Consider the following 21366-nt stretch of genomic DNA (forward strand, 5'->3'; position numbering starts at 1 on the left):
ATGGCACGCTCCGCGGAGTTCTTCACGGCGGAGCTTTGTCACATCACCGAGCTCTCCAACTCGCCCGCGGACGAGGCGCTGTTGGTGGCGTTGGCGCGGGTGGGACCCGGCGTCACCACACGCTGGCACCGTCTGCGCGGCATCGACGAGCGCTACGTGATCCTCGCCGGCCACGGCGTGATGGAACTGGGCGGGTTGCCGCCGCAGGCCGTGGCGCCCGGCGACGTCGTCGTCATTCCCGCCGGCTGCCGCCAGCGAATCACCAACGACAGCGCAGGCGACCTGCTGTTCCATGCACTGTGCACGCCGCGCTTCCGGCCCGAGGCCTACGAGGACCTGGAAGGCACCTGAGCAGACGCGCGGGCGCTAACCGCCACGGAACTCGCGCCGGTACAGCGACGGCGTGGTGTGCAGCGCGGTGCCGAAGTGCTGGCGCATGGACAGCGCGGTGCCGAAGCCGGCGCGTTCGGCGACGCGTTCGATCGGCTGCGCGGTGGTTTCCAGCAGGCGTTGCGCCAGCGCCAGCCGCTGCGCGAGCAACCACTGGCCCACGGTGGTGCCGGTGTGCTGGCGGAAGTGGCGGGTGAAACTGCGCCGGCTCATCGCGGCGCGCGCGGCTAGCGAGTCGAGGCTGTGCACGGCGTCGAGGTGGCGCGCGGCCCAGTCCAGCGTCTTCGTCAGCGGCGTGTCGCGCGCGGTCGCCAGCACCGGCAGCTCGATGTATTGCGCCTGGCTGCCCTGCCGGTGCGGCGGCACCACCAGGGTGCGCGCCATGCGGTTCGCCGCTTCCGCGCCGAGGCGCTGGCGCAGCAAGTGCAGGCAGCAGTCGATGCCGGCGGCGGTGCCGGCCGAGGTGAGCACGTCGCCCTCGTCCACGTACAGCACGTCCGGGTCGAGCCGCACCTGCGGGTAGTGCTGGGCGAAACGCGCGGCCCAGCGCCAGTGCGTGGTGGCGCGGCGGCCGCCGAGCAGGCCGGCCTCGGCCAGCACGAAGGCGCCCACGCACAAGCCCACGATCAGCGCGCCGCGCGCGTGCGCCCGCCGCAGCGCGGCCAGCAGCGGCGCGGGCGGCGTTTCGTGCGGATCGCGCCACGACGGCACCACCACGATGTCGGCCCAGGCCAACGCGCGCAGGCCATGCCGCGCCACGATGCCGAAGCCGGCCTGGCTGCGCAGTTCGCCCGGCTCGACCGCGCACACGCGCAGCTCGAACGGCGACGCCGCGCCGTCGGAGGTTTCGCCGAACACCGCGCACGGCACCGACAGATGGAATGGTCGGATGCCGTCGAACGCCACCACCGCCACGCGCTGCCTCGTCGTCATATGGATGTCCTACGCCAATGTGGCCCGATGCTAACCAGAATTGGCATTCGGGCCACTGCTGCCGGAGCCGGCGGGCGCGGATCATGGCGTCACCGGGACGAAGCGTCCCATCCCCGAGACATGCCGCCATGACCCAGACCCACATCCCCCGCCGCGCCCTCGTCGTGGTCGACGTGCAGAACGAATACGAGAGTGGCGGCTTGGGCATCGAGTATCCGCCGGTCGCCGATTCGCTGTGCCGCATCGGCGCGGCGATGGACGCCGCCCGTGCCGCCGGCATCCCGGTGATCGTGGTGCAGCAGATGGCGCCCGCCGACGCCCCGCTGTTCGCCGAAGGCACGCACGGCTGGCAACTGCACGAGGTGGTCGCCAGCCGGCCGCGCCAGCACTTCGTGCAGAAGAAGCTGCCCAGCGCGTTCGCGGGCACCGATCTCGGCACTTGGCTGACGGCCCACGGCATCGACACGCTGGCGGTGGTCGGCTACATGACCCACAACTGCAACGACACCACGATCAAGCACGCCTTCGATGCGGGGCTGGCGGTGGAATTCCTGATGGACGCCTCCGGCAGCGTGCCCTACGCGAACCGCGCGGGAGCCGCCACGGCGGAGGAGATCCACCGCGTGTTCGCGGTGGTGGAGCAGTCGCGCTACGCCGCGGTGATGACGACCGACGAATGGATCGGCCACCTCGCCGCAGGCACCGTGCCGGAGCGCGACACCATCCACGCCTCGCACCAGCGGGCGCTGGCGCAGCTGGCCGTGGCGGCCTGAGGCAGGGAGGCGGAGATCGCAGGCTCGACAGGCGCTAAGCTGTGCGCCTTTCCGCCGCGATCTCCGCCATGCCCGAGTTGCTTCCCGCCGTCGAACACGAAACCGCCGCCAGCCCCCGCCACAGCATCATCTGGCTGCATGGCCTGGGCGCGGACGGCCACGACTTCGCGCCTGTCGTGCCGGAGCTGGTGGCGGCGGACTGGCCGGCGCTGCGCTTCGTGTTTCCGCATGCGCCGGTGCGGCCGGTGACGGTGAACGGCGGGCTGCCGATGCGCGCGTGGTACGACATCGTCGGCTTCGACCTGCTGGCGCAGCAGGACGAGGCGGGCATCCGCGCCTCGATCGCCGCCACCGCGGCGCTGATCGCGCGCGAGAACGCGCGTGGCGTGCCCGACGAGCGGATCTTCCTCGCCGGCTTCTCGCAGGGCGGCGCGATCGCGCTGGCCGCGGGCCTGCGCCACGCATCGCGCCTGGCCGGCATCGTGGCGCTGTCCACCTACCTGCCGATCGCCGACACGCTGGCCGCCGAGCGCAGCGCGGCGAACGCAGACGTGGGGATCTTCCAGGCGCACGGCAGCTTCGATCCGGTGGTGATCCCGCCGCGCGGCAGTGCCAGCCGCGACCTGTTGCAAGGCCTGGGCTATCGCGTGGACTGGCACAGCTACCCGATGGCGCACGCGGTCTGCGCCGAAGAGATCGCCGACCTGCGCCGCTGGCTGGGCGCCAGATTGAGCTGAACTGGCGCGACGCTGCGGCATACTGCGCGCATGCGCGAGCCCTTCTTTCGCCACCCCGACGAACCCAGCCCGTTGCCGGACTTCTGCAGCCTGCCGGTGCTGTTCACCTTGCTGGTGACCGGTGCGCTCGCTGCCACCGTGGTGTGGCTGGCGGCGGGTGACCATCGCGATCTATCCGGCTACAGCGTGGGCATCCTGTTCGTGACCTGGCTGGCGCTGGTGATCGGCGTGGTGCTGTGCCTGTTGCGGGCGTGGCTGCAGCGGCTGCCGGGCCACCTGCCCTACCTCGCCGCGTGGCTGCTGATGATGCCGATCGTGGGCGCGGCGAGCTGGATGGCGCACGGGCTGGACGAGGCGCTGCAGATGGGCCTGGTGCGCGACGGCGCGGCGGCCTTCGTGCGCGACAACGTGCTGATCGCCGCCCTGCTCGGCGCGGCGATCCTGCGCTACTTCTACGTGGCCGCACAGTGGCGGCTGCGCCTCGCCGCGGTGAGCCGGGCGCAGGTGGAGGCGTTGCAGGCGCGCATCCGCCCGCACTTCCTGTTCAACAGCATGAACACCGTGGCGGCGCTGATCCCGCTCGATCCGGCGGCGGCCGAACGCACGGTGGAGGACCTGGCCGAGCTGTTCCGCGCCGCGCTGGGCCAGCACGAGCAGGGCGACGGCACGCTGGGCGAGGAACTGGCCTTGCTCGACCGTTACCTCGCGATCGAACAGCTGCGTCTGGGCGAACGCCTGCGCGTCGAGCGTGCACTGGACGATCTGCCGCAGGCGTTCCCGCTGCCGCGCCTGCTGTTGCAGCCGCTGGTGGAAAACGCGGTGCGCCACGGCATCCAGCCGCTGCGCGAAGGCGGCGTGGTCACGCTGCGCGGCGAGCGCCGGGGCGACGCCGTCGTGATCGAGATCGCCAACCCGTTGTCGTCCGCGCCCGCGCGCGGCGGCAACGGCCATGGCCTGGACAACGTGCGCCGACGCGTGGCGTTCCGCTACGGCCCGCGCGCCGTGGTGCAGGCGGGGGCGCAGGGTGAGCGCTACGTGGTGAGCCTGCGACTGCCGTTCGAGACGAAGGGGAATGACGATGCGCGTACTGATCGTCGATGACGAACCGCTGGCGCGCATGCGACTCGCCACGCTGCTGGGCGAATGCGAAGGTGCCGTGCTGGCCGGCAGCGTGGGCGACGGCGAGGCCGCGCTGGCCGCGCTCGCCGAACTACGGCCCGACCTGCTGCTGCTCGACATCAACATGCCCGGCCTCGACGGCTTGGCGCTGGCCGCGCGGCTGGCCGGCCGCGCGCGGCCGCAGGTGGTGTTCTGCACCGCCTACGAGAACCACGCGCTGCACGCCTTCGAGCTGGACGCGGTGGACTACCTGCTGAAGCCGGTGCGGCTGGAGCGCCTGCGCGAGGCGCTGCAGCGCGCGCGCAAGCGGCAGGCGGACGCGCCGCGGGCCGCCACCGCGTGGTTGCACGCGCGCGTGCGCGACGAACAGGTGCGCGTGGCGCTGGACGAGGTGATCTGCCTGCTCGCCGAGGAGAAATACGTGTGCGTGCGGCACGCCGGCGGCGAGCTGCTGATCGACGAATCGCTGCGCCAGCTGGAGGAGGCCTATCCCGAGCAGCTGATCCGCCTGCATCGCAATTGCCTGGTGCCGCCCGCCCGCCTGCTGGGGCTGAAACCGCTGTCCGACGGTCGCGTGCTGGCCCGCCTCGCCGGTACCGACTTCAGCCCCGAGGTGAGCCGGCGCAACCTGCCGGCGCTGCGCAAGCTGCTCAGGATGGGCTGAGCTGCGTCGATCCGTCGCTTGCCGCGCCGCGTGCGGCCGCATCGGTGACAATGGCGCAACGCCGAACCGTGGAGCCCGCATGACCCCGACCACCCTGCGCATCGCCACCCGCAAGAGCGCGCTCGCGCTGTGGCAGGCCGAGCACGTGGCGGCGCTGCTGCGCGCGGCGCATCCGGGGCTGGCGGTGGAGCTGGTGCCGCTGTCCACCCGCGGCGACGAGATCCTCGACCAGCCGCTGGCGACGATCGGCGGCAAGGGGCTGTTCCTGAAGGAGCTGGAAGTGGCGATGCTGGAAGGCCGCGCCGACCTCGCCGTGCATTCGCTGAAGGACGTGCCGGCCGAGCTGGAGCCGGGCTTCGCGCTGCCGGCGATCCTGCCGCGAGCGGATGCCGCCGACGCCTTCGTCAGCAACCACCATGCGGATCTCGCCGCCTTGCCGCCGGGCGCGAAGGTGGGCACCTCTTCGCTGCGCCGGCAGGCGCAGCTGCGCGCGCTGCGGCCCGACCTGGAACTGCTGGACCTGCGTGGCAACGTGGGCACGCGACTGGCGAAGCTGGACGCGGGCCACTACGACGCGATCGTGCTGGCTTGCGCGGGGCTGGAGCGGCTGGGCTTGGCCGCGCGCATCCGCAGCCGGCTCGCCGCGCCGAACTGGCTGCCGGCGCCGGGGCAGGCGGCGATCGCGATCGAGGCGCGCGTCGACCAACCGGCCACGCTGGCCCTGCTCGCGGTGCTGGACGACGCCGACACGCGGCAGGAAGTGGGCGCCGAGCGCGCGATGAACCAGGCGCTGGGCGGCAGCTGCACGGTGCCGGTGGGCGCATGGTGCACGCTCACCGAACACGGCTTGCACCTGCGTGGACTGGTGGGCGACGCGGCCAGCGGCCGGCTGCTGCACGCGCAGGCGGACGGCGAGGAGGCCGAGGCGCTGGGGCAGGCGGTGGCGCAAGCGCTGTTCGCGCAGGGCGCCGCAGAGTTTCTGGGCGCATAGACGCCGAAACGAAAACGGCCCCCGCCGAAGGCAGGAGCCGCCAATGCTTTCGTGAATCCCGGCCCTTGGGGATGCTTTGATTTTGCTCGTCACCCCGGCGAAAGCCGGGATCCAGTGCCTTCGAGTCATTGAAGGTAATGACACTGGATTCCTGCTTGACCAGCCTTCGGCTGTTGAAAGGCGCCTCGCAGGAATGACGAGCAAGAGGCCGGTTGTTCAGACCTTCCTTAGAAGTTGTAGACCAGGTTGGTGGTGGTCAGCGTGTCGGTCTTCCGGATGCCGGGCAACACGTCGCTGTTGCGGCGCACCTGGAAGCCCACCTTCAGCGCCAGCTTCTTGGTCATGCTGACGGCGAGGCCGGCGTCGTTCTGCAGGTAGGTGTTCTTGGAGCCCGCTTCCGTCAGGAACGTGTCCTCGAACGAGGTGTTGTCGGTCAGGCGGAACTTGTAGTTGACCAGGCCGCGAGCCACCACTTCGTGCTGCACCGTCTGCCGTTCCTTGGTGACGACGCCGGCGGTGTCCACGGTGAGGTCGGCCGGGCGGTACTTCTTGTAACCGGGACCGATTTCGAACGACAGCTCGTTGCGGGCGTCCTTCAGCGCGATGTAGCCGTAGCCCAGCGAGACCACGCCCTGCCACAGGTTGGCGCCGAACTGGTCGTGGTCGTAGCGGCCCGCGCCCACGATGTAGCTGCGCGGATCGAGTTTGTAGCCCACCGAGGCGCCGCCGTCGTAGCGGTTGGCGGTGGTGTTGAATTCGTTGATGGTGTTGCCGTTCTGGTCGATCACCTTCTGCTGCACCTTGGTGCGCAGCACGTCCAGGAAGAAGCTGTTCTTCCACTGCTCGTTTTCCTGGTTAAGGCCGAGCTTGGCGTTGACGTTCTGCGAGCGGGTGTTGCCGGTGGCGGAGGCGAAACCGAATTCGCCCGAACCGCTCCAGCCGCCGTTGTTGGTGGCGCTGTTGGCGTCTTGCGCCTGCGCGCCGAAGCTCGCGCATGCCGCCAGCAGCAGGGCGGCCATCAGGGTCTTGTTCATGGGTGGATATCCGTTTCGTTAAGCAATTGTAAGTGGCACACCTTAACGCAACGGCTTGAATTTTCAATGAACACGAGCCGATCAGGCCGCTTTTGCACCCACGGCGTCGGCCAGTGCACCTTCGTACAGCCAGCGCTCCAGCAGCTGGCCCAGCAGGCAACCGGGCGCGGCGAGCGCGGCTGCGAGCAGGTTGCCGGAAGCGCCACCCAGCAGCAGGGCCGTGCAGGGCAGCGCGTAGCTCAGCAGCGAAGCGACCAGGCGCGCGGGGAGGCGGCCACGGTTCGCCGCGGCCTCGCCGGCGGCGGTTTCGGGCTCGCGCAGCGATTGCCACAGCCCGCTTTCCAGCAAGCCCTGGCCGAGCGCCAGCGCCAGCAGCAGCAGGACCCACAGGTAGGCGCCGCGCCCGCCAATGAACTCGTCTTGCGCCAGCACGCTCAGCCACAGCCAGAGGCCGCCGATGTAAGCCGCGATGGTGATGCGGCAGGCCGGCAGCAGGGCAGTCGCGCGTTGCAGCGTGGACGGCAGGCGGGCACGGTCGTCGTGGGTGGCCAGCAACAGGCTGACCAGACTGCACAGCATCAGCGCCGTGCCGGCCAGTCGGGTCACCCAGAAGCCGTTGTCGCCATGTGCCAGGCCCGCCACCGCCAGCACCGGCAACCAGGTCGCCAGGGCCATCAGCGCGGAACGCGTGGGACGGTGGCCCGGTCGCGGCAACCAGCCGTGCCAACTGGCCAGCCCGGGTATCCGCAGACCGGCCAGCAGCAGGCCGCTGCCTGCCAGCACGGAGCCCAGCCCCAGCGGGATCAGGGTGCTGCTGCGGCCCGGCGGACTCAGCCCCAGCAACAGGGACAGGCCCAGCCACAGCCAGATGCCGTAACCGGTGGTCGCCAGCACCTGCAGCAGTGCCGCGGCGCGGTGCGGGCGAGCGGTCGACGAGGCCGTCGCTGTATCGGCCGCGATCGCATCGGGCCACTCGCGGGTGGACTGCATGGAGGATTCCGTCGGGGAAGGCGGGGCTGCAAGCTTAAGCCAGCCGTCACGGATGCGGGTTAGCCAAACGTTCGGCAGGCTTGCGGGCGCCAGCGGGCGTACCCATGCTAGGAGGCTCACGCACCCCGCCGCGACCGCCGAGCCCGCCATGGACCGCTACGAACGCATCCTCACCCTGCATCGCCTGCTGAAATCGGCGCACTACCCGGTGCCGTTGCCGAAGCTGATGGACGAGCTGGAGTGCTCGCGCGCCACGCTGTACCGCGACGTGGCCTTCCTGCGCGACGCGCTGGGCGCGCCGATCGAGAGCGCGGGCGGCGAGCACGCCGCGTTCCGCTACGAGCTGAGCGAGGGCGAACGTTTCGAGTTGCCGGGACTGTGGCTGACCTCCGACGAACTGGCGGCGTTGCTGGCCCTGAACGAGCTGATCGGCCGCAGCGGCCCCGGCGTGCTGGCCGGCGCGCTGGCGCCGTTCAAGTCGCGCATCGAGCACCTGCTATCCGACCGCGGCAGCGGCAAGGCGCTGCCGGTCGAGCGCATCCGGGTGATTCCGTGGGGCGCGCGCAAGCTCGACCAGCAGGCGTTCCGCATCGTGGCCGGCGCGGTGCTGGAGCGCAAGCAACTGCGCTTCCGCTACCGCGCGCGCACCACCGGCGCGGACAGCCGCCGCACCGTCTCGCCGCAGCGCCTCACGCATTACCGCGACAACTGGTACCTCGACGTGTGGGACCACGACCGCGAGGCGCTGCGCAGCTTCGCGGTGGACCGCATCGCCGAGGCGCAGGCGCTGGACACGCCCGCGCGCGACGTGCCCGATGCCGAGCTGGACCAGGCGCTGGCTTCCAGCTACGGCATCTTCGCCGGCCAGCCCAAGGCTTGGGCCACGATCCGCTTTTCCTCGCACGCCGCGCGCTGGGTGGCCGACGAGCACTGGCATTCGCAGCAGAAGGGAGAGTGGCTGGGCGACGGCCGCTACGAGCTGCAGTTGCCGTATTCCAATTCCAAGGAATTGTTGATGGATGTGCTCAAGTACGGCCCGGACGCCGAGGTGATCGCACCGCTGCCGCTGCGCGAGGAGATGAAGATCCTGCTGCAGCTGGCGCAGGGCGCGTATCAGGTGCCGCCGCGGTAGGAGCACATCCCGTGCGCGATGGCTTTTGGTTTCGATCAGGCGCCAGAGCATTCGCGCACAGAGTGCGCTCCTACAACAGCGTCGATTGCGGGGCCGCGTAGCTCAGCTCGCCGTTCGCGACGTGCGCCGCCGAGGTCCACGGATGCGCTGCGCTGTGCCGCAGGTCGAGGATGTGGATCACCTCGATGCCGCGCTGCTTCAGCACGTCGGCGATGATCGCGCGATGGCAGCGCCACCACACCGCTTCGGCGCACATGATGGCCGTGCGCTGGCGCGCGGCAAAGTCCAGCAGCGCGGCCAGCCCCTCGGCGAATTCCGCACTGGCGAGGTGGTCGGCGTAGCCGCGGAACGCGGCGTTGCGCCACGCGGTGTTCGGCGAGTCCGGCTTCGCCCGTCGTCGTCCACCCAGCGCGGGGAACCACTGGTAGCCGATGCCCTGCGCAGGCAGGCTGACGGCCAGCGCATCGTGCGCGAATTGTGGCCAGCGCCGCGAACCGGGGAAACGGCGCACGTCGGCGATCGCCCCGATGGAGTACGTCGCCAGCAGGGCCAGGAACTCCTCCAGCGTGCGGGTGGAGTGGCCGATCGTCCAGATCGTGGCGGGATCGGCGGCGTTCACGCGATCTTCGAGAGCGCCTTGCCCTTGTGCATGGCGACGTGGTCGGTCTTGTCGCTCTTGATCTCGTATTGCGGATCGTCCGGGCTGCAGTGGCGTGGGTGGCCCTTGTACAGCGTGTCCGCCGTGTGCACCTTCACGATGTGGCCGGTGACGTGGCCGGCTTCGGAATTCCAGCGCACGTGGTCGCCGACGTGGAACTGTGTGCCCATCATGGTGGTCTCTGTCTGCTGACAATGCCGGCATCTTCGCACCGGTGGCGTGCAGGCGAGGTCGCCGTCGGCAAGGCGCACGGCGACCGGCTAGGATGGTGCAAACGACAGGAGTACGACATGCAAAGCGGCAATCCCGCCCTCAACAAGAACACCTTCCTCGACGCGGCCAGCGGCGCGGTATTCCAGCACGACGGCAACGCCATGACGCTCAACGGCACGGTCAACAAGACCGGCCTGCTGCTGGTGCTGGTGGTGCTCGGCGCGATGTTCAGCTGGAGCCGCTTCCACGGCGCCGAAAGCCTGCCTGCGCTGGGGCCGCTGGTGCTCGGTGGCGCGCTGGTCGGCTTCGTGCTGGCCATGGTCACCGCGTTCAAGAAGACCTGGGCGCCGGTCACCGCGCCGCTGTACGCGCTGGCCGAGGGCGTGTTCGTGGGCGCGCTGTCGGCGATCTTCGAGATGCGCTACCCCGGCATCGTGATGCAGGCGGTGGGGCTGACCTTCGGCACCATGGCGGCGATGCTGCTGGCCTATCGCAGCGGGCTGATCCGCGCCACCGACAAGTTCAAGATGGGCGTGGTCGCCGCCACCGGCGGCATCCTGCTGGTCTACCTGGCCAGCTTCGTGATGGGCTTCTTCGGCCACTCCTTCGGCTTCATCACCGGCAGCAGCACGGTCGGCATCCTGTTCAGCCTCGCCGTGGTGGTGATCGCGGCGCTGAACCTGATCCTCGACTTCGACATGATCGAGCAGGGCGTGGGCGCCGGCGCGCCGAAGTACATGGAGTGGTACGGCGCCTTCGCGCTGGTGGTGACCCTGGTGTGGCTGTACCTGGAGATGCTGCGCCTGCTGTCGAAGCTGCAATCGCGCAACTGAGTACGCCGCGCTTGCACGGCTGACGAAACGCCCGCACGTCGCGGGCGTTTCGCTGTCTGCGGCCGGCAATTGCGTATCGGCTAAGCTCTCCGCCGACTCCGCCGCCATGGATATGCATGAGCCAGTTCGCCCTGTTCGGCCAGCGCCGCTTCGCGCCGTTCTTCTGGACCCAGGCGCTGGCGGCATTCAACGACAATGCGTTCCGCAATGCGCTGATCGTGCTGGTGGCGTTCCAGATGGGACTGAGCGAGCGCACGGCGTCGTTCTACACGAACTTCGCGCCGGCGCTGTTCATTCTGCCGTTCTTTCTGTTCTCGGCCAGCGCGGGGCAGCTGGCGGAAAAGATCGAGAAGACCCGCATCATCCGCTGGGTGAAGCTGTTCGAGATCGCCGCGATGGTGATCGCCGCGGCGGGCTTCATCACCCACCACGTGAGCCTGCTGCTGGTGGTGCTGTTCATGATGGGCCTGCACTCCACCGTGTTCGGGCCGATCAAGTACGCGATCCTGCCGCAGGCGCTGAAACCCGCCGAGCTGGTGGGCGGCAACGGCCTGGTGGAGATGGGCACCCAGCTGGCGATCTTGTTGGGCATGATCGCGGGCACCACGGTGATGGGCGTGGCGCACATCGGGCCGTGGCTGGCCGCGGGCGTCACCATCGGCGTGGCGGTGATCGGCTACCTCGCCAGCCGCGCGATCCCGCCGGCGCCGGCCACCGCGCCGGACTTGCAGATCAACTGGAACCCGCTCACCGAAACCGCGCGCGTGCTGGGCATCACCCGCGCCGACCGCGCGGTTTGGAACGCGGTGCTGGGCATCTCCTGGTTCTGGTTCTTCGGCACCGTGCTGATCGCGCAGCTGCCGGGCTATACGCGCGAGACGCTGGGCGGCGACAACACGGTGTTCACCCTGGTGCTGACGCTGTTCTCCATCGGCAGCGGCCTGGGCGCGCTGGCCTGCGAGAAGCTCTCGGGCAAGCGGGTGGAGATCGGCCTGGTGCCGATAGGCGCGTTCGGGCTCACCGCGTTCGGCGTGGATCTGTACCTCGCGCGGCGCGGCATCGCGGCGGGCAACGCGGTGGACTGGCTGGGCTTTCTGCGCGGCACGGGCAGCTGGCGCATCGTGCTCGACCTCACCCTGATCGGCGCCTTCGCGGGCCTCTACGTGGTGCCGCTGTTCGCCTTCGTGCAGGCGCGTTCGCCGCGCGAGAAGCTGTCGCGCGTCATCGCCGGCAACAACATCATGAATGCGGTGTGGATCGTGGCCGCGGCGCTGTTCGGCTTCACGCTGAGCTGGCTGGGCGTGCATGCGGTGACGATCTTCCTCGCCGCCGCGCTGCTCAACGTGCTGGTGGCGGCCTACATCTTCACCCTGGTGCCGGAGTTCATCCTGCGCTTCGTCACCTGGCTGCTCACCCGCACGCTGTACCGGGTGCGCGCGGACGGCCTGCAGCACATCCCCGAGCAAGGCCCGGCGCTGCTGGTATGCAACCACGTGAGCTACGTCGATCCGCTGCTGCTGATGGCGAACCTGCGCCGGCCCGCGCGCTTCGTGACGTATTACCGGATCTTCAACGTCCCGCTGCTGAAGTTCCTGTTCAGGACGGCGAAGGCCATACCCATCGCCGGGCAGAAGGAAGACCCGGCCGTGCTGCAGCAGGCTTACGACGCCATCGACGCCGCGCTGGCCGACGGCGAACTGGTGTGCATCTTCCCCGAGGGCGCGCTGACCCGCGACGGCACGATCGCGCCGTTCCGACCCGGTCTGGAAAAGATCCTCGCGCGCCGCCCGGTGCCGGTGCTGCCGATGGCGCTGCGCGGGCTGTGGGGCAGCATGTGGAGCCGGCGCGACTCGGCGCTGCATCGCGCGCGCCTGCCGCGCCGCTTCCGCGCCCGGGTGGAACTGGTGGTGGATGCGACGCTGGCGCCGGAGCAGGTCAGCGCCGGGTCGCTGGAAGCACGCGTGCGCGAGCTGCGCGGCGAGCTGGCGTGATTTCTCCCTCCCCTGCTTGCAGGGGAGGGTTGGGGTGGGGTCAACGCCTCAGCGCAACCAGCCGCCGATCACGATCAGCGCCACCACGCTGAGCCAGGCCAGCAGTGCGCGCAGCAGCACACTGCGCAGGCGGCGCAGTTCGACGAGCGGATCGCTGCGCTCCTCGGCATAGCCCTCGCCGCCCTCGATGTCGACCTGGATGTCTGCGCGCGCGGCGGCGCCGAGGAAGCCCGGGCCCTCGTTGAGCCAGCTGTTCGGCAGGGCCTGCTGGTGCCAGCGGCGCCAGGCGCCGATCACCGCGTCCCAGTGACCGACCAGGGCCAGCGTGAACACCAGCAGCTGGGCGGGAATCCAGTCCAGCGCGTTGGCGAAACGGCGTGCGGTGCCGCGTGCCTCGGCGTCCAGTCGCAGCGTGTCGTCGTGGCCCAGCGCGCGCGTCAGCCGGTACAGCAGCGCGCCGAGGGGGCCGAGCAGGAAGAACCAGAACAGCACGCCGAAGCGGCGGCGCAGCGCGGCGTAGGCGGTGGCCTCGCCCAGTTCGGTGGCCTGCCATGCCACGTGTTCGCCATCCTCGCCCAGCGCCTGCGCGGCGGCTTCGCGGCTGGCGCCGTCCGGCGCGGCGAGGATCGCCTCCAGGTCGGCCTCGAACGCGTGCGGGCCGAAGCAGAACAGCAGCACCGCCAGCGCGAACAGCAGCTGCAGCAGGTCGGCCAGCGGCGGCAGGCCCAGCAGCCAGGTCGCCAGCGCGCACAGCAGCAGCGGCAGCAGCAGCGCCAGCACCACGCGACCCGTGCCGCTGGTGTCGCCCAGTTGCGCCACCCAGCGGCGGAAGCCGGCGTCGTTGCGCCAGTGCGCGAGGCGCGGCTGCCAGTGCAGCAGGCCGAGGGCAATCAGGGCAACGAGCAGACGTATGGCCATGCGCTTCTCCGGGGAACCGCCGCATTGTAAGCGAGCCTTTCGCGCGTCACACGACGCACGAGGCCGGGCTCAAGCGTGTTCGGCGCGCGCCGCGAGCAGTGCGTCGAGCTCCAGGCCCGCGCGCTCGCGCAGCCAGTGTTCGAGCAGCCGATAGGACACCGACAGCGGCGTGGAGGGCAGGAAGCTGCCGTCGGCGATGCCGTCGACGATCTGGCGCGGGGTGAACCAGCGCGCGTCCTCCAGTTCGCAGTCGCGCAGGCGGATCGCGGGATCGCGCGCCACCGCGGTGAAGCCCACCATCAGCGAGGCCGGCATCGGCCAGGGCTGCGAGGAGTGGTAATGCACCTCGCCCACCAGTACGCCGGATTCCTCCATCACCTCGCGGCGCACCGCATCCTCCAGCGCCTCGCCCGGCTCGATGAAGCCGGCCAGGGTGGAATAGCGCCCGGGCGGCCAGCTGGCTTGGCGGCCGAGCAGGCAGGCGCCCTCGTGCTCCACGATCACGATGATCGCGGCGTCGGTGCGCGGGAAATGCAGGCGACCGCAGGCGGCATTCGTGCACTGCATGCGATGGCCGGCGGAAACGATGGCGAGCGGCGCGCCGCAATGCGCGCAATGCCGCGTCTCGCGCTGCCAGTGCGCCAGGCCCTTGGCATAGGCGAACAGGCCGGCCTCGTCGGCAGGCAGCAGCAGGCCGGCCTCGCGCAGGCTGGCGCGGCGCGCGTGCAGTGATGTCTCCAGGCCGGCGGCGTGCGTGTCACCTGCTGGCGCCAGCAGGAAATGCGGGCGGCCGTGGGCGATGCCGAGCAGCCAGGCCGGCGCATCGGCGCACAGCCGCTTGCGCTCGCTGGCATCGAGCCAGCGCAGCGCATCGTGATCGGCGTGCAGGAAGGCCCGGCCGTCGGCGTCGAGCAGCAGGAAGCGCGCGTCGGGCGCGGCGGCCTGCGCAGCGACCCACGCCGCATCGTCGCGGCGCTCGGCCATGCGGTCGAGGATCAGGCTGAGTCCGGCGAAGGTGTTGGGCGGCGTTGGCGTACCCATGCGACGTCAGGTCGAGAACGACGAGCCGCAGCCGCAGGTGGTCTTCGCGTTCGGGTTGCGTATCACGAACTGCGAACCGCCCAGGTTCTCGCTGTAGTCGATCTCGGCGCCGGTGAGGTACTGCAGCGACAGCGGATCGCACAGCAAGGTCACGCCCTCGCGTTCCAGCGCGAAGTCGTCCTCGGCCTGGGCCTCGTCGAAGGTGAAGCCGTACTGGAAGCCCGAGCAGCCGCCGCCGGAGATGTACACACGCAGCTTCAGCGCGGGGTTGCCCTCCTCCGCGATCAGCTCGTGCACCTTGCGCGCGGCGGCCTCGGTGAACAGCAGCGGCGCGCCGCTGCTGCGGTAGTCGGGAACAACGGGGAGCGGGACGACGGTATCCATGGCACTCAGATGGGGGCGCGGGCGGGCGCCACAAGCATACTTCGCCTGCCTTGCGCTGACATGACCATCGTGCGGTTGCGGCAGGCGATCAGCTTTGCATCTTGCTCTGCAGGTAGCGTTCCGCGCCGATGTCCTTGACCAGGCTCTGCTGGGTCTCCAGCCAGTCGATGTGCTCTTCCTCGTCGTGCAGGATGCCCTTGAACAGGTCGCGGCTGACGTAGTCGGCGATGCCCTCGCTGTGCGCGATCGCGGCGCGCAGGTCCTTGGCGGCCACCAGTTCCAGGTCGAGATCGCCCTGGATGCACTCCAGCACGTTCTCGCCGATGCGCAGCTTGCCCAGGTGCTGCAGGTTCGGCAGGCCGTCGAGGAACAGGATGCGCTCGATCAGGCGATCGGCGTGTTTCATCTCCTCGATCGACTCCTTGTACTCGTGCTCGGCCAGCTCCGCGTAGCCCCAGTCCTTGAACATGCGGTAATGCAGGAAGTACTGGTTGATCGCGGTGAGCTCGTTGTAGAGCACCTTGTTGAGGAATTCGATGACCTTGGCGTCGCCCTTCATGGCCGCTCTCCGTTCGCTGGGGATGCGGCGACTATACGAACTCCGCCGTCGGGCGGGCGTAACGCGAATGGCAATGGTTTGCGCGTGGGAACGCGCAGGCGGCTCAGGCGGCCGCGACGAAGGTGGGCAGCGCCACCACGGATTCGTGCTGCTCGATCGCCTGCGTGAGGCAGGCGCGCGCCTCGGGTTCGCAGCAGCCGCAGCAGTCCGAGCAGCCGGTGCGCGCCTGCAGTTGCGCGAACGTGCGCACGCCGTCGGCGACTTCGCGGCGGATGTCGTGGTCGGTGACGGCGTTGCACAGGCAGATGTACATGCCGCGCATCAAAACGCAAATGCGAATGATTGTCAACTATCGGGATTGCGCCGGCGGTTTGCCGTTCAGGCGGCGCGCCAGCCGTGCCGGGGTTCGTCCGGCGCGGTATCGCCGTCCTCGCGTGGCGGCGCATGGCCCAGCTCCACCCGGCACAGGCCTTCCACCAGCGGCGCGAAATGGCGCAGCGCGCGCTCGTACACCTGCCGTTTGAAGTTCACCACGTGGGCGGCCGGGTACCAGAAATCCACCCAGCGCCAGATGTCGAACTCGGGCTTGTCGCAGGCATCCAGCCGCAGCGAGGCCTCGTCGCTGACCAGCTTGAGCAGGAACCACACCTGCTTCTGGCCGATGCAGGTGGGGTGCTGGTGGTGGCGCACGTAGCGCTGCGGCAGCTTGTAGCGCAGCCAGCCGCGGGTGGCTGCCACCACTTCGACGTGTTCGGGCGCCAGCCCGGTTTCCTCTTCCAGCTCGCGGTACATCGCTTCCAGCGGCGTCTCGTCGCTGCGCATGCCGCCTTGCGGGAACTGCCAGCCGTCGCGGTTGATGCGGCGCGCCCAGAACAGGCGCCCGTCCGTGTTCAGCAGCACGATGCCCACATTCGGACGGTAGCCATCGACGTCGATCATCTCGTCATCCTCGGGCCGTGCCGCGCACCGGCAATAGCCGACGCGCGCAAGGCGATGGCCCGATTCAACCATGCAGGCCGAAGCGCGGCAAGCCGGAAAGCTTGAACCGTAGCGTGCCCGCCATTAAACTGCCGCGCCCCGCCTCCGGCATCACAAACGATCCGGCGCGGCGGCCTCCCCTTGGCCATGTAGCTCAGCCGGTTAGAGCACGGCACTCATAAGGCTGGGGTCATACGCGGTACAATTTCGAATTCTGGCTATGTAGCTCAGCCGGTTAGAGCACGGCACTCATAATGCCGGGGTCGGTGGTTCGAGTCCACCCATAGCCACCAGAATTCATCGTAAAAACAGCAAGTTGCGTGATGAAAGCCCGCCAGCGTCGCGGGCTTTTTCGTGCCCGTATCACACGATCGGCACCTGGCTGACGTTGTTCTTCGGGTCCATCCAGAACGATTCGTTGACGAAGCGGCCGAAGATTTCGCGCGGCAGGATGGAGGTGCGCTCGATCGGTTCCACCTTCGGGCGCACGGTGTGCAGGCCGGGCATGCCGACGCGGGCGTCGAATTCGTCCGCGTGGTAGGCGATGTGGTCGAAGTCGTGTTCGAACCAGGGTTCGCCGATGAACTGGTAGACCGCGCGCAGGGCCGCGGCCGGGTTGCGCACCAGGCTTTCGTAGGTGAGCAACAAGAGGTGGCCGGGCGCGTACTGGCCGTAGAACGCGTCCTTGGTGGCCTGGAAGGAGAAGCCCACCATGCCGCGCGGATCGGTGAGCGCCTCGACGCGCGAGTAGACCGTGGTGTTGGTGTCGAAGCGGAACACCTTGCTGACGCCGACCGGCTGCCGGCGCACCAGCCGTTCCATGCTGTCCAGCACCCATGACAGCTGGCGCACGCAGGCGATGACCTTCGCCTCCGGAAACAGCATGTCGAGCAGTTGCATGCGGCTGCACCACAGCCGGCTGGTGTCGAACACGATGCCGGCATCGCCACCCGCGTGACCCGCGTAGAAGTTCTCGACCAGGCCGCGCAGCATGGCGACGCGCTGCTCGTCGGAGACGTCGAACGAGAAGTCGTTCTTGCTGCTCGCCTCCGCGATCACCACGCCCATGATGTCGGCGAGCGGGCTGGTCATGCCCGCGTGGAAGCGCGGGTTCTGGTTGAGGATGGCGGCGAGCAGCGTGCTGCCTGAGCGTGGTAGCCCGGAAATGAAGTGGAACTTCCGGGTCGGCGTCGCGGCAGCGGGGGCGGCAGGCATGGGGCGCTCTCCAGTGGATCGGTCGGGTGCAGTGGCGTCCGGCGAAATATACGCGGCCTCGCTAGGCCGGGGCCGCGGTCGAGGCGCGGATGCGCATTTCGTAGTCGACTTCGACCATCCGCGGCTCGCCCTTGTCCAGCACGCGCAGCAGCAGTTCCTCGGTGGCGCGCCGGCCCATCTCGCGTACGGGCTGGTGGACGGTGGTCAGCGGCGGCCACACCTGGGTGGCGATCGTGGTGTCGTCGAAGCCGCAGATGGATACCTCGCCGGGCACCGACACGCCCGCTTCCGCGGCGGCCCAGATCGCGCCGACGGCCATGTCGTCGTCGGCCGCGAAGATCGCGGTCGGCCGCTGCGGCAGCGCCAGCAACTGGCGCATGGCGGCCACGCCCGAGTCGAAGGAGAACCGGCCCTGGACCATGTACGCGGGGTTTTCCTGCAGTCCCGCGCGCCGGAGGCCGTCGCGAAACCCGGCCAGGCGCCAGACGCCGGCGCCGTGTTCGGGATCGCCGAGGATGTGGGCGATGCGGCGGTGGCCCAGCGCCACCAGGTGCTCCACCATCGCCGCGGCGGCTTCGCGTTCGCGCAGCATCACGCCGATGCAGTCCCCGGGGTGGTGCGGCGCGATCGAGGCGAACGGCAGGCCGGCCTGGCGCAGGCGTGCCAGCAGCTGCGGGTGGTCGGTGATCGGCGGCGTGAGGATCAGCCCATCGGGCCGGTGCCGCGACAGGATCTCCTCGACCCGCTCGACGAAGTCCGCCGCCTCCGAGACCAGCGGCTGCACCATCATGCTGTAGTGCTGGGCCTCGCAGGCCTCCAGCACGCCGGTCTGCACTTCCATGATGTAGCTGGGCGAACGGTTGTCGTACAGCAGGCCGATCATGAAGGAGCGGTTGGTCGCCAGGCTGCGCGCCGAGGTGAGCGGGCGGTAATGGAGTTCCGCCATGGCGGCCAGCACGCGTTCGCGCACGGCGTCGCGCACGTTCGGCTCGTTGTTGAGTACGCGCGACACGGTTTTTTTCGAGGTGCCCGAGGCGCGGGCGACGTCGTCGATGGTCGCGCGCGTCATGAAAGTCTGGCCGGATTCAATGCGTGGTTCCTTGGTCGGCGCCTGCCGGGTGCTCGATGGTGACGGGGACGCGCCGGCTCGGCACGTTCCATCCGCTCACTTCGATGACCGGCGTCGCCGTGCCCTGCGCGGCGAAATGCGCGGTCAGGGTGAGCGACTCGCCGGGCCACAGCGTAACGTCATTGTCGCTCCACAAGACCGGCAGCACGGGCTGGCCGTCGCCGGGGTGCTTGATCGACAGGTGTTGGAACAGTGCCACGGTCCTGGATGCCGCCGGCACCGACAGCGTGACGGTGGCGATGTCCCGGGCGCCCTCGCGCCGCACGCTCGCCCGCACGTCGCTGGCTGCGCCCGGCAGGGACTGCAGCGCGGTGAAGTCGGCGTACTGCGTCAGCGGCGTGAGGTACCAGTTCGAATGCGGCCAATCGAGCCGGTCGGCCTGGATGGACAGCCAGTAGACGTTGCGGCTGAGCGGCCTGCCGTCGGCGGCGGCGAGCTCCAGCTCGACGAAGTACGTGCGCGACAGCCCGGCGAGCGCCGGCAGCGTCGCGACCTGCTGCGCATGGTTGCCGGCGAGGACTATGCCTTGCAGCTTGCGCTCGTAGCGCACGCTGCCGTCGAGGTTGCGTACGCGGACGTGGACCTGCAGACCCCGCGCGTCGTCCGGCGCGTGGTTCACCAGCACGATGCCGTGTGTGTCGTAGGCGTACTGGATGTGCAGCGGCTCGTTGGCCTTCTTCGCGCCGAAGTAGGCGCCGGCCGGGTTCAGGTACCAGTCGTACAGGTGCCAGTGCAGCGAAGGCCACGCATTGTTGAGCATCCAGTAGATCACGCCGGTGGCGGGCCTGGCCGCTTCCATGTGCGCGTTGAACGCCTCGAACTGGGCGCGCGTGTTGTCGTAGTTGTCGAGCTGGGCCTTGGCGACGTAGTCGGCGAGATCCTTCGGTGCGCCATAGCGCGTGGCCAGCGCGTTGTCGAACGGTGCGAGGCTGGCGAACGGCGACCATGCGGCGGAGGCGTGGTATTGCCGCGTCTGCGGGTACTTCCACAGCGCCTCCTGCTCCTGCGGCGACAACATGCGTTGCAGGTCCTCCAGCCGCGGGATGACGGCGCCCGCGCCGGTCTCGGAATTGAAACCGAACGCGCCGCCCTGCTTGTCGGCGTACCAGTAGGACGGCGGCACCCAGGCGTAGGGGCCCGTCATCTTCATGCCGGACGGCCCGGTTTCCGCCGTGGCCTGGGCCGCGGCCGCCGCGATGATAGGCAGCGTCCAGCCTTCCGCATGCAAGGTGTCGACGTACATCTTCGCGATCCCGGGTGGCGGTGCGTTGTCGCTGCCGATCAGGAAGGCGATCACCGAAGGATGGTTGCGCAGCAGGCGCGCCTCGCTGGCCATGGATTCCCTGGCCGTCCGGACGTCCGTTTCGTTCCACGGCTTGCCGCCGGTCTTCGCCGCCGACTCCCACATGTCGCAGCACTCCCAGCCGGCCAGGACCAGGATGCCGTCGCGGTCGGCCAGTTCGTAGAAGCGCTGGTCCTCCAGCTTGCCTTCGCTGCGAATGGTGTTGAGCCCGAGGTTGCGCACGTAGCTGAACTCGGCCTCCATGCGCGCGGGATCGTCGCGCAGGAACAGGTCCGGCGCCCAGCCCGCGCCGCGGATCAGCAGTGGTTTGCCGTTGACGACGAACTGGCGATAGCCCTGCTTCGTGAGATGCGAGCTGACGCTGCGGACGCCGAAGCGCGTGCCGGCCTTGTCGGACGTCGCGCCGTCGACCGTGGCGGCCATCTGCAAGTCGTACAGCGGATGCTCGCCCATGCCGACCGGCCACCAGATTTCCGGATGGCTCAGCGTGAGGGCGGGATCGGTGCCGGGCGAGAACGTCACCGCCTGCGTCTGGCCGGGGGCGAGCTGGATGGTCTGGCGCAGCGACACGCCGGCGACTTCGCCGGTGATCGTCGCCGCGTGCGCCACCGTGTCGAGGTTGCGTGCCTGCACCGTCACGGTGAGCGCGGCGTGCGCGAGATCGGGCAGCGACGGCGTCGACGTCACGTGCGGAAAGCGCAGTTCGACCGGCCCAGTCTGCACGATGTCCACGCCGCGCCACGGGCCCATGTTGTTGTCTGGCGGCGTGGGGTTCCAGTCCACCCAGCCGATGGTCAGGGCCCGGCGCGGATCGGCCGGATGCACGCGCAGCGCGAGCACGTTGACGCCGGCATGCATCCAGCGCGTCACGTCGAATTCGTGCACGGGGTAGGCGCCGGCGATGGCGCCATGGTCGGCGACCAGGTGCCCGTTCACCCACAGGTCGGCGCTGGCGACGATGCCATTCGTACGCAACAGCGTGTGCGTCCCCGCCGCGCTTTTCGCCAGCGTGAATTCGCTGCGGTACCACCACGGATTCACGAACAGCTGGCCGCTGGCGTCCGGCACCTGCACCGCGCGCAGGTTGTCGCTGTGGAACACATCCGGGAACTTGCCGTTCTCCAGCAGGCCCGCCATCACCGTCGCGCGTCCGCTCACCGGATACCAGTCGCGGGTGGAGAAACCGGCGGCGGAGATCGCGGCGCCGCCTTCCTGCGCCTTGGCGCTGTCCTGGATCTGCCAGTGGGCGATGGCGGTGACGGTGCCGCCGCCGGCGCCGCCATTCACCGGTGTGGGCGCGTAGGTTGTCGCAGCGTGCGCCAACGGCGCGACCACCAGCGCCGCGAGCATCAGCAATACGGGTCGGGTGAGGGTGCGCATG

At 69.5% G+C, this 21366-nt stretch carries 23 protein-coding genes and 1 tRNA gene; 10 read left to right on the forward strand and 14 right to left on the reverse strand.

Annotated elements, in window-relative coordinates; all coding sequences use genetic code 11:
• Complete coding sequence (locus tag B0E52_RS11870) at positions 1-351, forward strand: cupin domain-containing protein (protein ID WP_077484049.1); 351 nt, start codon at positions 1-3, stop codon at positions 349-351.
• A 15-nt stretch (positions 352-366) separates the two neighbouring features.
• On the opposite strand, the gene B0E52_RS11875 is transcribed toward B0E52_RS11870, so the two are convergent.
• Positions 367-1323 carry a helix-turn-helix domain-containing protein gene (locus B0E52_RS11875; RefSeq protein ID WP_077484050.1) on the reverse strand — a complete coding sequence of 319 codons (957 nt, stop codon included), beginning with the start codon at positions 1321-1323 and terminating at the stop codon, positions 367-369.
• A gap of 128 nt (positions 1324-1451) precedes the next feature.
• Here B0E52_RS11875 and B0E52_RS11880 point away from each other — a divergent pair, with 128 nt between their 5' ends.
• The 5 genes from B0E52_RS11880 (at position 1452) to hemC (ending at position 5607) form a co-directional block, all read left to right on the forward strand.
• A complete protein-coding gene (locus B0E52_RS11880; protein ID WP_077484051.1) occupies positions 1452-2096 on the forward strand; it encodes a cysteine hydrolase family protein in 645 nt (214 codons plus the stop codon).
• A gap of 68 nt (positions 2097-2164) precedes the next feature.
• Positions 2165-2833, forward strand: coding sequence for an alpha/beta fold hydrolase (locus tag B0E52_RS11885; RefSeq protein ID WP_077484132.1), 669 nt, complete (start codon positions 2165-2167; stop codon positions 2831-2833).
• A gap of 30 nt (positions 2834-2863) precedes the next feature.
• A complete protein-coding gene (locus B0E52_RS11890; RefSeq protein WP_077484052.1) occupies positions 2864-3934 on the forward strand; it encodes a histidine kinase in 1071 nt (356 codons plus the stop codon).
• The gene (locus B0E52_RS11895) at positions 3912-4616 is read left to right on the forward strand and encodes a LytTR family DNA-binding domain-containing protein (RefSeq protein ID WP_077484053.1); all 705 of its coding nucleotides are present in this window, start codon (positions 3912-3914) and stop codon (positions 4614-4616) included. The genes B0E52_RS11890 and B0E52_RS11895 overlap by 23 nt, the downstream gene beginning before the upstream one ends.
• 79 nt (positions 4617-4695) lie before the next feature.
• Complete coding sequence (gene hemC / locus B0E52_RS11900; protein WP_077484054.1) at positions 4696-5607, forward strand: hydroxymethylbilane synthase; 912 nt, start codon at positions 4696-4698, stop codon at positions 5605-5607.
• 227 nt (positions 5608-5834) lie between these two features.
• On the opposite strand, the gene B0E52_RS11905 is transcribed toward hemC, so the two are convergent.
• Positions 5835-6641 carry a DUF481 domain-containing protein gene (locus B0E52_RS11905; protein ID WP_077484055.1) on the reverse strand — a complete coding sequence of 269 codons (807 nt, stop codon included), beginning with the start codon at positions 6639-6641 and terminating at the stop codon, positions 5835-5837.
• 81 nt (positions 6642-6722) lie between these two features.
• Entirely contained in the window at positions 6723-7631 is a 909-nt protein-coding gene (locus B0E52_RS11910; protein ID WP_077484056.1) for a hypothetical protein, read from the reverse strand.
• 148 nt (positions 7632-7779) lie between these two features.
• On the opposite strand from B0E52_RS11910, the gene B0E52_RS11915 reads away from it, so the two are divergent.
• Positions 7780-8763: a YafY family protein gene (locus tag B0E52_RS11915; protein ID WP_077484057.1), complete on the forward strand. Its 984-nt coding sequence runs from the start codon at positions 7780-7782 to the stop codon at positions 8761-8763.
• Between the two features lie 70 nt (positions 8764-8833).
• On the opposite strand, the gene B0E52_RS11920 is transcribed toward B0E52_RS11915, so the two are convergent.
• Together B0E52_RS11920 and B0E52_RS11925 are read right to left on the reverse strand one after the other, a co-directional pair.
• Complete coding sequence (locus tag B0E52_RS11920) at positions 8834-9382, reverse strand: DUF488 domain-containing protein (protein WP_077484058.1); 549 nt, start codon at positions 9380-9382, stop codon at positions 8834-8836.
• A complete protein-coding gene (locus B0E52_RS11925) occupies positions 9379-9591 on the reverse strand; it encodes a DUF2945 domain-containing protein (RefSeq protein WP_077484134.1) in 213 nt (70 codons plus the stop codon). The genes B0E52_RS11920 and B0E52_RS11925 overlap by 4 nt, the downstream gene beginning before the upstream one ends.
• A 120-nt stretch (positions 9592-9711) precedes the next feature.
• Between B0E52_RS11925 and B0E52_RS11930 the strand changes: the two genes are divergently transcribed.
• A complete protein-coding gene (locus B0E52_RS11930) occupies positions 9712-10467 on the forward strand; it encodes a Bax inhibitor-1/YccA family protein (protein WP_077484059.1) in 756 nt (251 codons plus the stop codon).
• A 116-nt stretch (positions 10468-10583) separates the two neighbouring features.
• Entirely contained in the window at positions 10584-12458 is a 1875-nt protein-coding gene (locus B0E52_RS11935) for an MFS transporter (protein WP_077484060.1), read from the forward strand.
• Between the two features lie 48 nt (positions 12459-12506).
• Here B0E52_RS11935 and B0E52_RS11940 read toward each other — a convergent pair whose 3' ends face one another.
• The 6 genes from B0E52_RS11940 to B0E52_RS11965 all read right to left on the reverse strand — a co-directional run bounded on the left by B0E52_RS11940 (position 12507) and on the right by B0E52_RS11965 (position 16299).
• Complete coding sequence (locus tag B0E52_RS11940) at positions 12507-13376, reverse strand: beta-lactamase induction protein (protein ID WP_077484061.1); 870 nt, start codon at positions 13374-13376, stop codon at positions 12507-12509.
• A 69-nt stretch (positions 13377-13445) separates the two neighbouring features.
• Positions 13446-14417, reverse strand: coding sequence for an NAD(+) diphosphatase (nudC, locus tag B0E52_RS11945; protein WP_077484062.1), 972 nt, complete (start codon positions 14415-14417; stop codon positions 13446-13448).
• A gap of 6 nt (positions 14418-14423) precedes the next feature.
• Positions 14424-14801 (reverse strand): iron-sulfur cluster insertion protein ErpA, encoded by a 378-nt coding sequence (gene erpA, locus B0E52_RS11950; RefSeq protein WP_077484063.1) that lies wholly within the window; start codon positions 14799-14801, stop codon positions 14424-14426.
• 88 nt (positions 14802-14889) lie between these two features.
• A complete protein-coding gene (bfr, locus tag B0E52_RS11955; protein ID WP_077484064.1) occupies positions 14890-15360 on the reverse strand; it encodes a bacterioferritin in 471 nt (156 codons plus the stop codon).
• A gap of 103 nt (positions 15361-15463) precedes the next feature.
• Positions 15464-15682: a (2Fe-2S)-binding protein gene (locus tag B0E52_RS11960; RefSeq protein ID WP_077484065.1), complete on the reverse strand. Its 219-nt coding sequence runs from the start codon at positions 15680-15682 to the stop codon at positions 15464-15466.
• A gap of 56 nt (positions 15683-15738) precedes the next feature.
• Positions 15739-16299, reverse strand: a complete 561-nt coding sequence (locus B0E52_RS11965) for an RNA pyrophosphohydrolase (RefSeq protein WP_077484066.1) — start codon at positions 16297-16299, stop codon at positions 15739-15741.
• Positions 16300-16554: 255 nt separating this feature from the next.
• On the opposite strand from B0E52_RS11965, the gene B0E52_RS11975 reads away from it, so the two are divergent.
• A tRNA-Met gene (locus tag B0E52_RS11975) sits at positions 16555-16631 on the forward strand.
• 70 nt (positions 16632-16701) lie between these two features.
• On the opposite strand, the gene B0E52_RS11980 is transcribed toward B0E52_RS11975, so the two are convergent.
• The 3 genes from B0E52_RS11980 to B0E52_RS11990 all read right to left on the reverse strand — a co-directional run bounded on the left by B0E52_RS11980 (position 16702) and on the right by B0E52_RS11990 (position 21365).
• On the reverse strand, positions 16702-17553 hold the full coding sequence (locus tag B0E52_RS11980) for a sulfotransferase (RefSeq protein WP_077484067.1): 852 nt from the start codon (positions 17551-17553) through the stop codon (positions 16702-16704).
• 61 nt (positions 17554-17614) lie between these two features.
• Positions 17615-18622 carry a LacI family DNA-binding transcriptional regulator gene (locus tag B0E52_RS11985; RefSeq protein ID WP_077484068.1) on the reverse strand — a complete coding sequence of 336 codons (1008 nt, stop codon included), beginning with the start codon at positions 18620-18622 and terminating at the stop codon, positions 17615-17617.
• Positions 18623-18638: 16 nt separating this feature from the next.
• Positions 18639-21365 (reverse strand): glycoside hydrolase family 2, encoded by a 2727-nt coding sequence (locus tag B0E52_RS11990; protein WP_077484069.1) that lies wholly within the window; start codon positions 21363-21365, stop codon positions 18639-18641.
• Position 21366 lies beyond the last annotated feature (1 nt).

It is taken from the genome of Rhodanobacter sp. C06 (genome assembly GCF_002001105.1).
Classification (GTDB): Bacteria; Pseudomonadota; Gammaproteobacteria; order Xanthomonadales; family Rhodanobacteraceae; genus Rhodanobacter_A.

Coding starts and splice junctions, on each gene's coding strand:
- B0E52_RS11870 (WP_077484049.1), top strand. CDS start 1: ATGGCACGCTCCGCGGAGTTCTTCACGGCGGAGCTTTGTCACATCACC.
- B0E52_RS11875 (WP_077484050.1), bottom strand. CDS start 1,323: ATGACGACGAGGCAGCGCGTGGCGGTGGTGGCGTTCGACGGCATCCGA.
- B0E52_RS11880 (WP_077484051.1), top strand. CDS start 1,452: ATGACCCAGACCCACATCCCCCGCCGCGCCCTCGTCGTGGTCGACGTG.
- B0E52_RS11885 (WP_077484132.1), top strand. CDS start 2,165: ATGCCCGAGTTGCTTCCCGCCGTCGAACACGAAACCGCCGCCAGCCCC.
- B0E52_RS11890 (WP_077484052.1), top strand. CDS start 2,864: ATGCGCGAGCCCTTCTTTCGCCACCCCGACGAACCCAGCCCGTTGCCG.
- B0E52_RS11895 (WP_077484053.1), top strand. CDS start 3,912: ATGCGCGTACTGATCGTCGATGACGAACCGCTGGCGCGCATGCGACTC.
- hemC (WP_077484054.1), top strand. CDS start 4,696: ATGACCCCGACCACCCTGCGCATCGCCACCCGCAAGAGCGCGCTCGCG.
- B0E52_RS11905 (WP_077484055.1), bottom strand. CDS start 6,641: ATGAACAAGACCCTGATGGCCGCCCTGCTGCTGGCGGCATGCGCGAGC.
- B0E52_RS11910 (WP_077484056.1), bottom strand. CDS start 7,631: ATGCAGTCCACCCGCGAGTGGCCCGATGCGATCGCGGCCGATACAGCG.
- B0E52_RS11915 (WP_077484057.1), top strand. CDS start 7,780: ATGGACCGCTACGAACGCATCCTCACCCTGCATCGCCTGCTGAAATCG.
- B0E52_RS11925 (WP_077484134.1), bottom strand. CDS start 9,591: ATGGGCACACAGTTCCACGTCGGCGACCACGTGCGCTGGAATTCCGAA.
- B0E52_RS11930 (WP_077484059.1), top strand. CDS start 9,712: ATGCAAAGCGGCAATCCCGCCCTCAACAAGAACACCTTCCTCGACGCG.
- B0E52_RS11935 (WP_077484060.1), top strand. CDS start 10,584: ATGAGCCAGTTCGCCCTGTTCGGCCAGCGCCGCTTCGCGCCGTTCTTC.
- B0E52_RS11940 (WP_077484061.1), bottom strand. CDS start 13,376: ATGGCCATACGTCTGCTCGTTGCCCTGATTGCCCTCGGCCTGCTGCAC.
- nudC (WP_077484062.1), bottom strand. CDS start 14,417: ATGGGTACGCCAACGCCGCCCAACACCTTCGCCGGACTCAGCCTGATC.
- erpA (WP_077484063.1), bottom strand. CDS start 14,801: ATGGATACCGTCGTCCCGCTCCCCGTTGTTCCCGACTACCGCAGCAGC.
- bfr (WP_077484064.1), bottom strand. CDS start 15,360: ATGAAGGGCGACGCCAAGGTCATCGAATTCCTCAACAAGGTGCTCTAC.
- B0E52_RS11960 (WP_077484065.1), bottom strand. CDS start 15,682: ATGCGCGGCATGTACATCTGCCTGTGCAACGCCGTCACCGACCACGAC.
- B0E52_RS11965 (WP_077484066.1), bottom strand. CDS start 16,299: ATGATCGACGTCGATGGCTACCGTCCGAATGTGGGCATCGTGCTGCTG.
- B0E52_RS11980 (WP_077484067.1), bottom strand. CDS start 17,553: ATGCCTGCCGCCCCCGCTGCCGCGACGCCGACCCGGAAGTTCCACTTC.
- B0E52_RS11985 (WP_077484068.1), bottom strand. CDS start 18,622: ATGACGCGCGCGACCATCGACGACGTCGCCCGCGCCTCGGGCACCTCG.
- B0E52_RS11990 (WP_077484069.1), bottom strand. CDS start 21,365: ATGCGCACCCTCACCCGACCCGTATTGCTGATGCTCGCGGCGCTGGTG.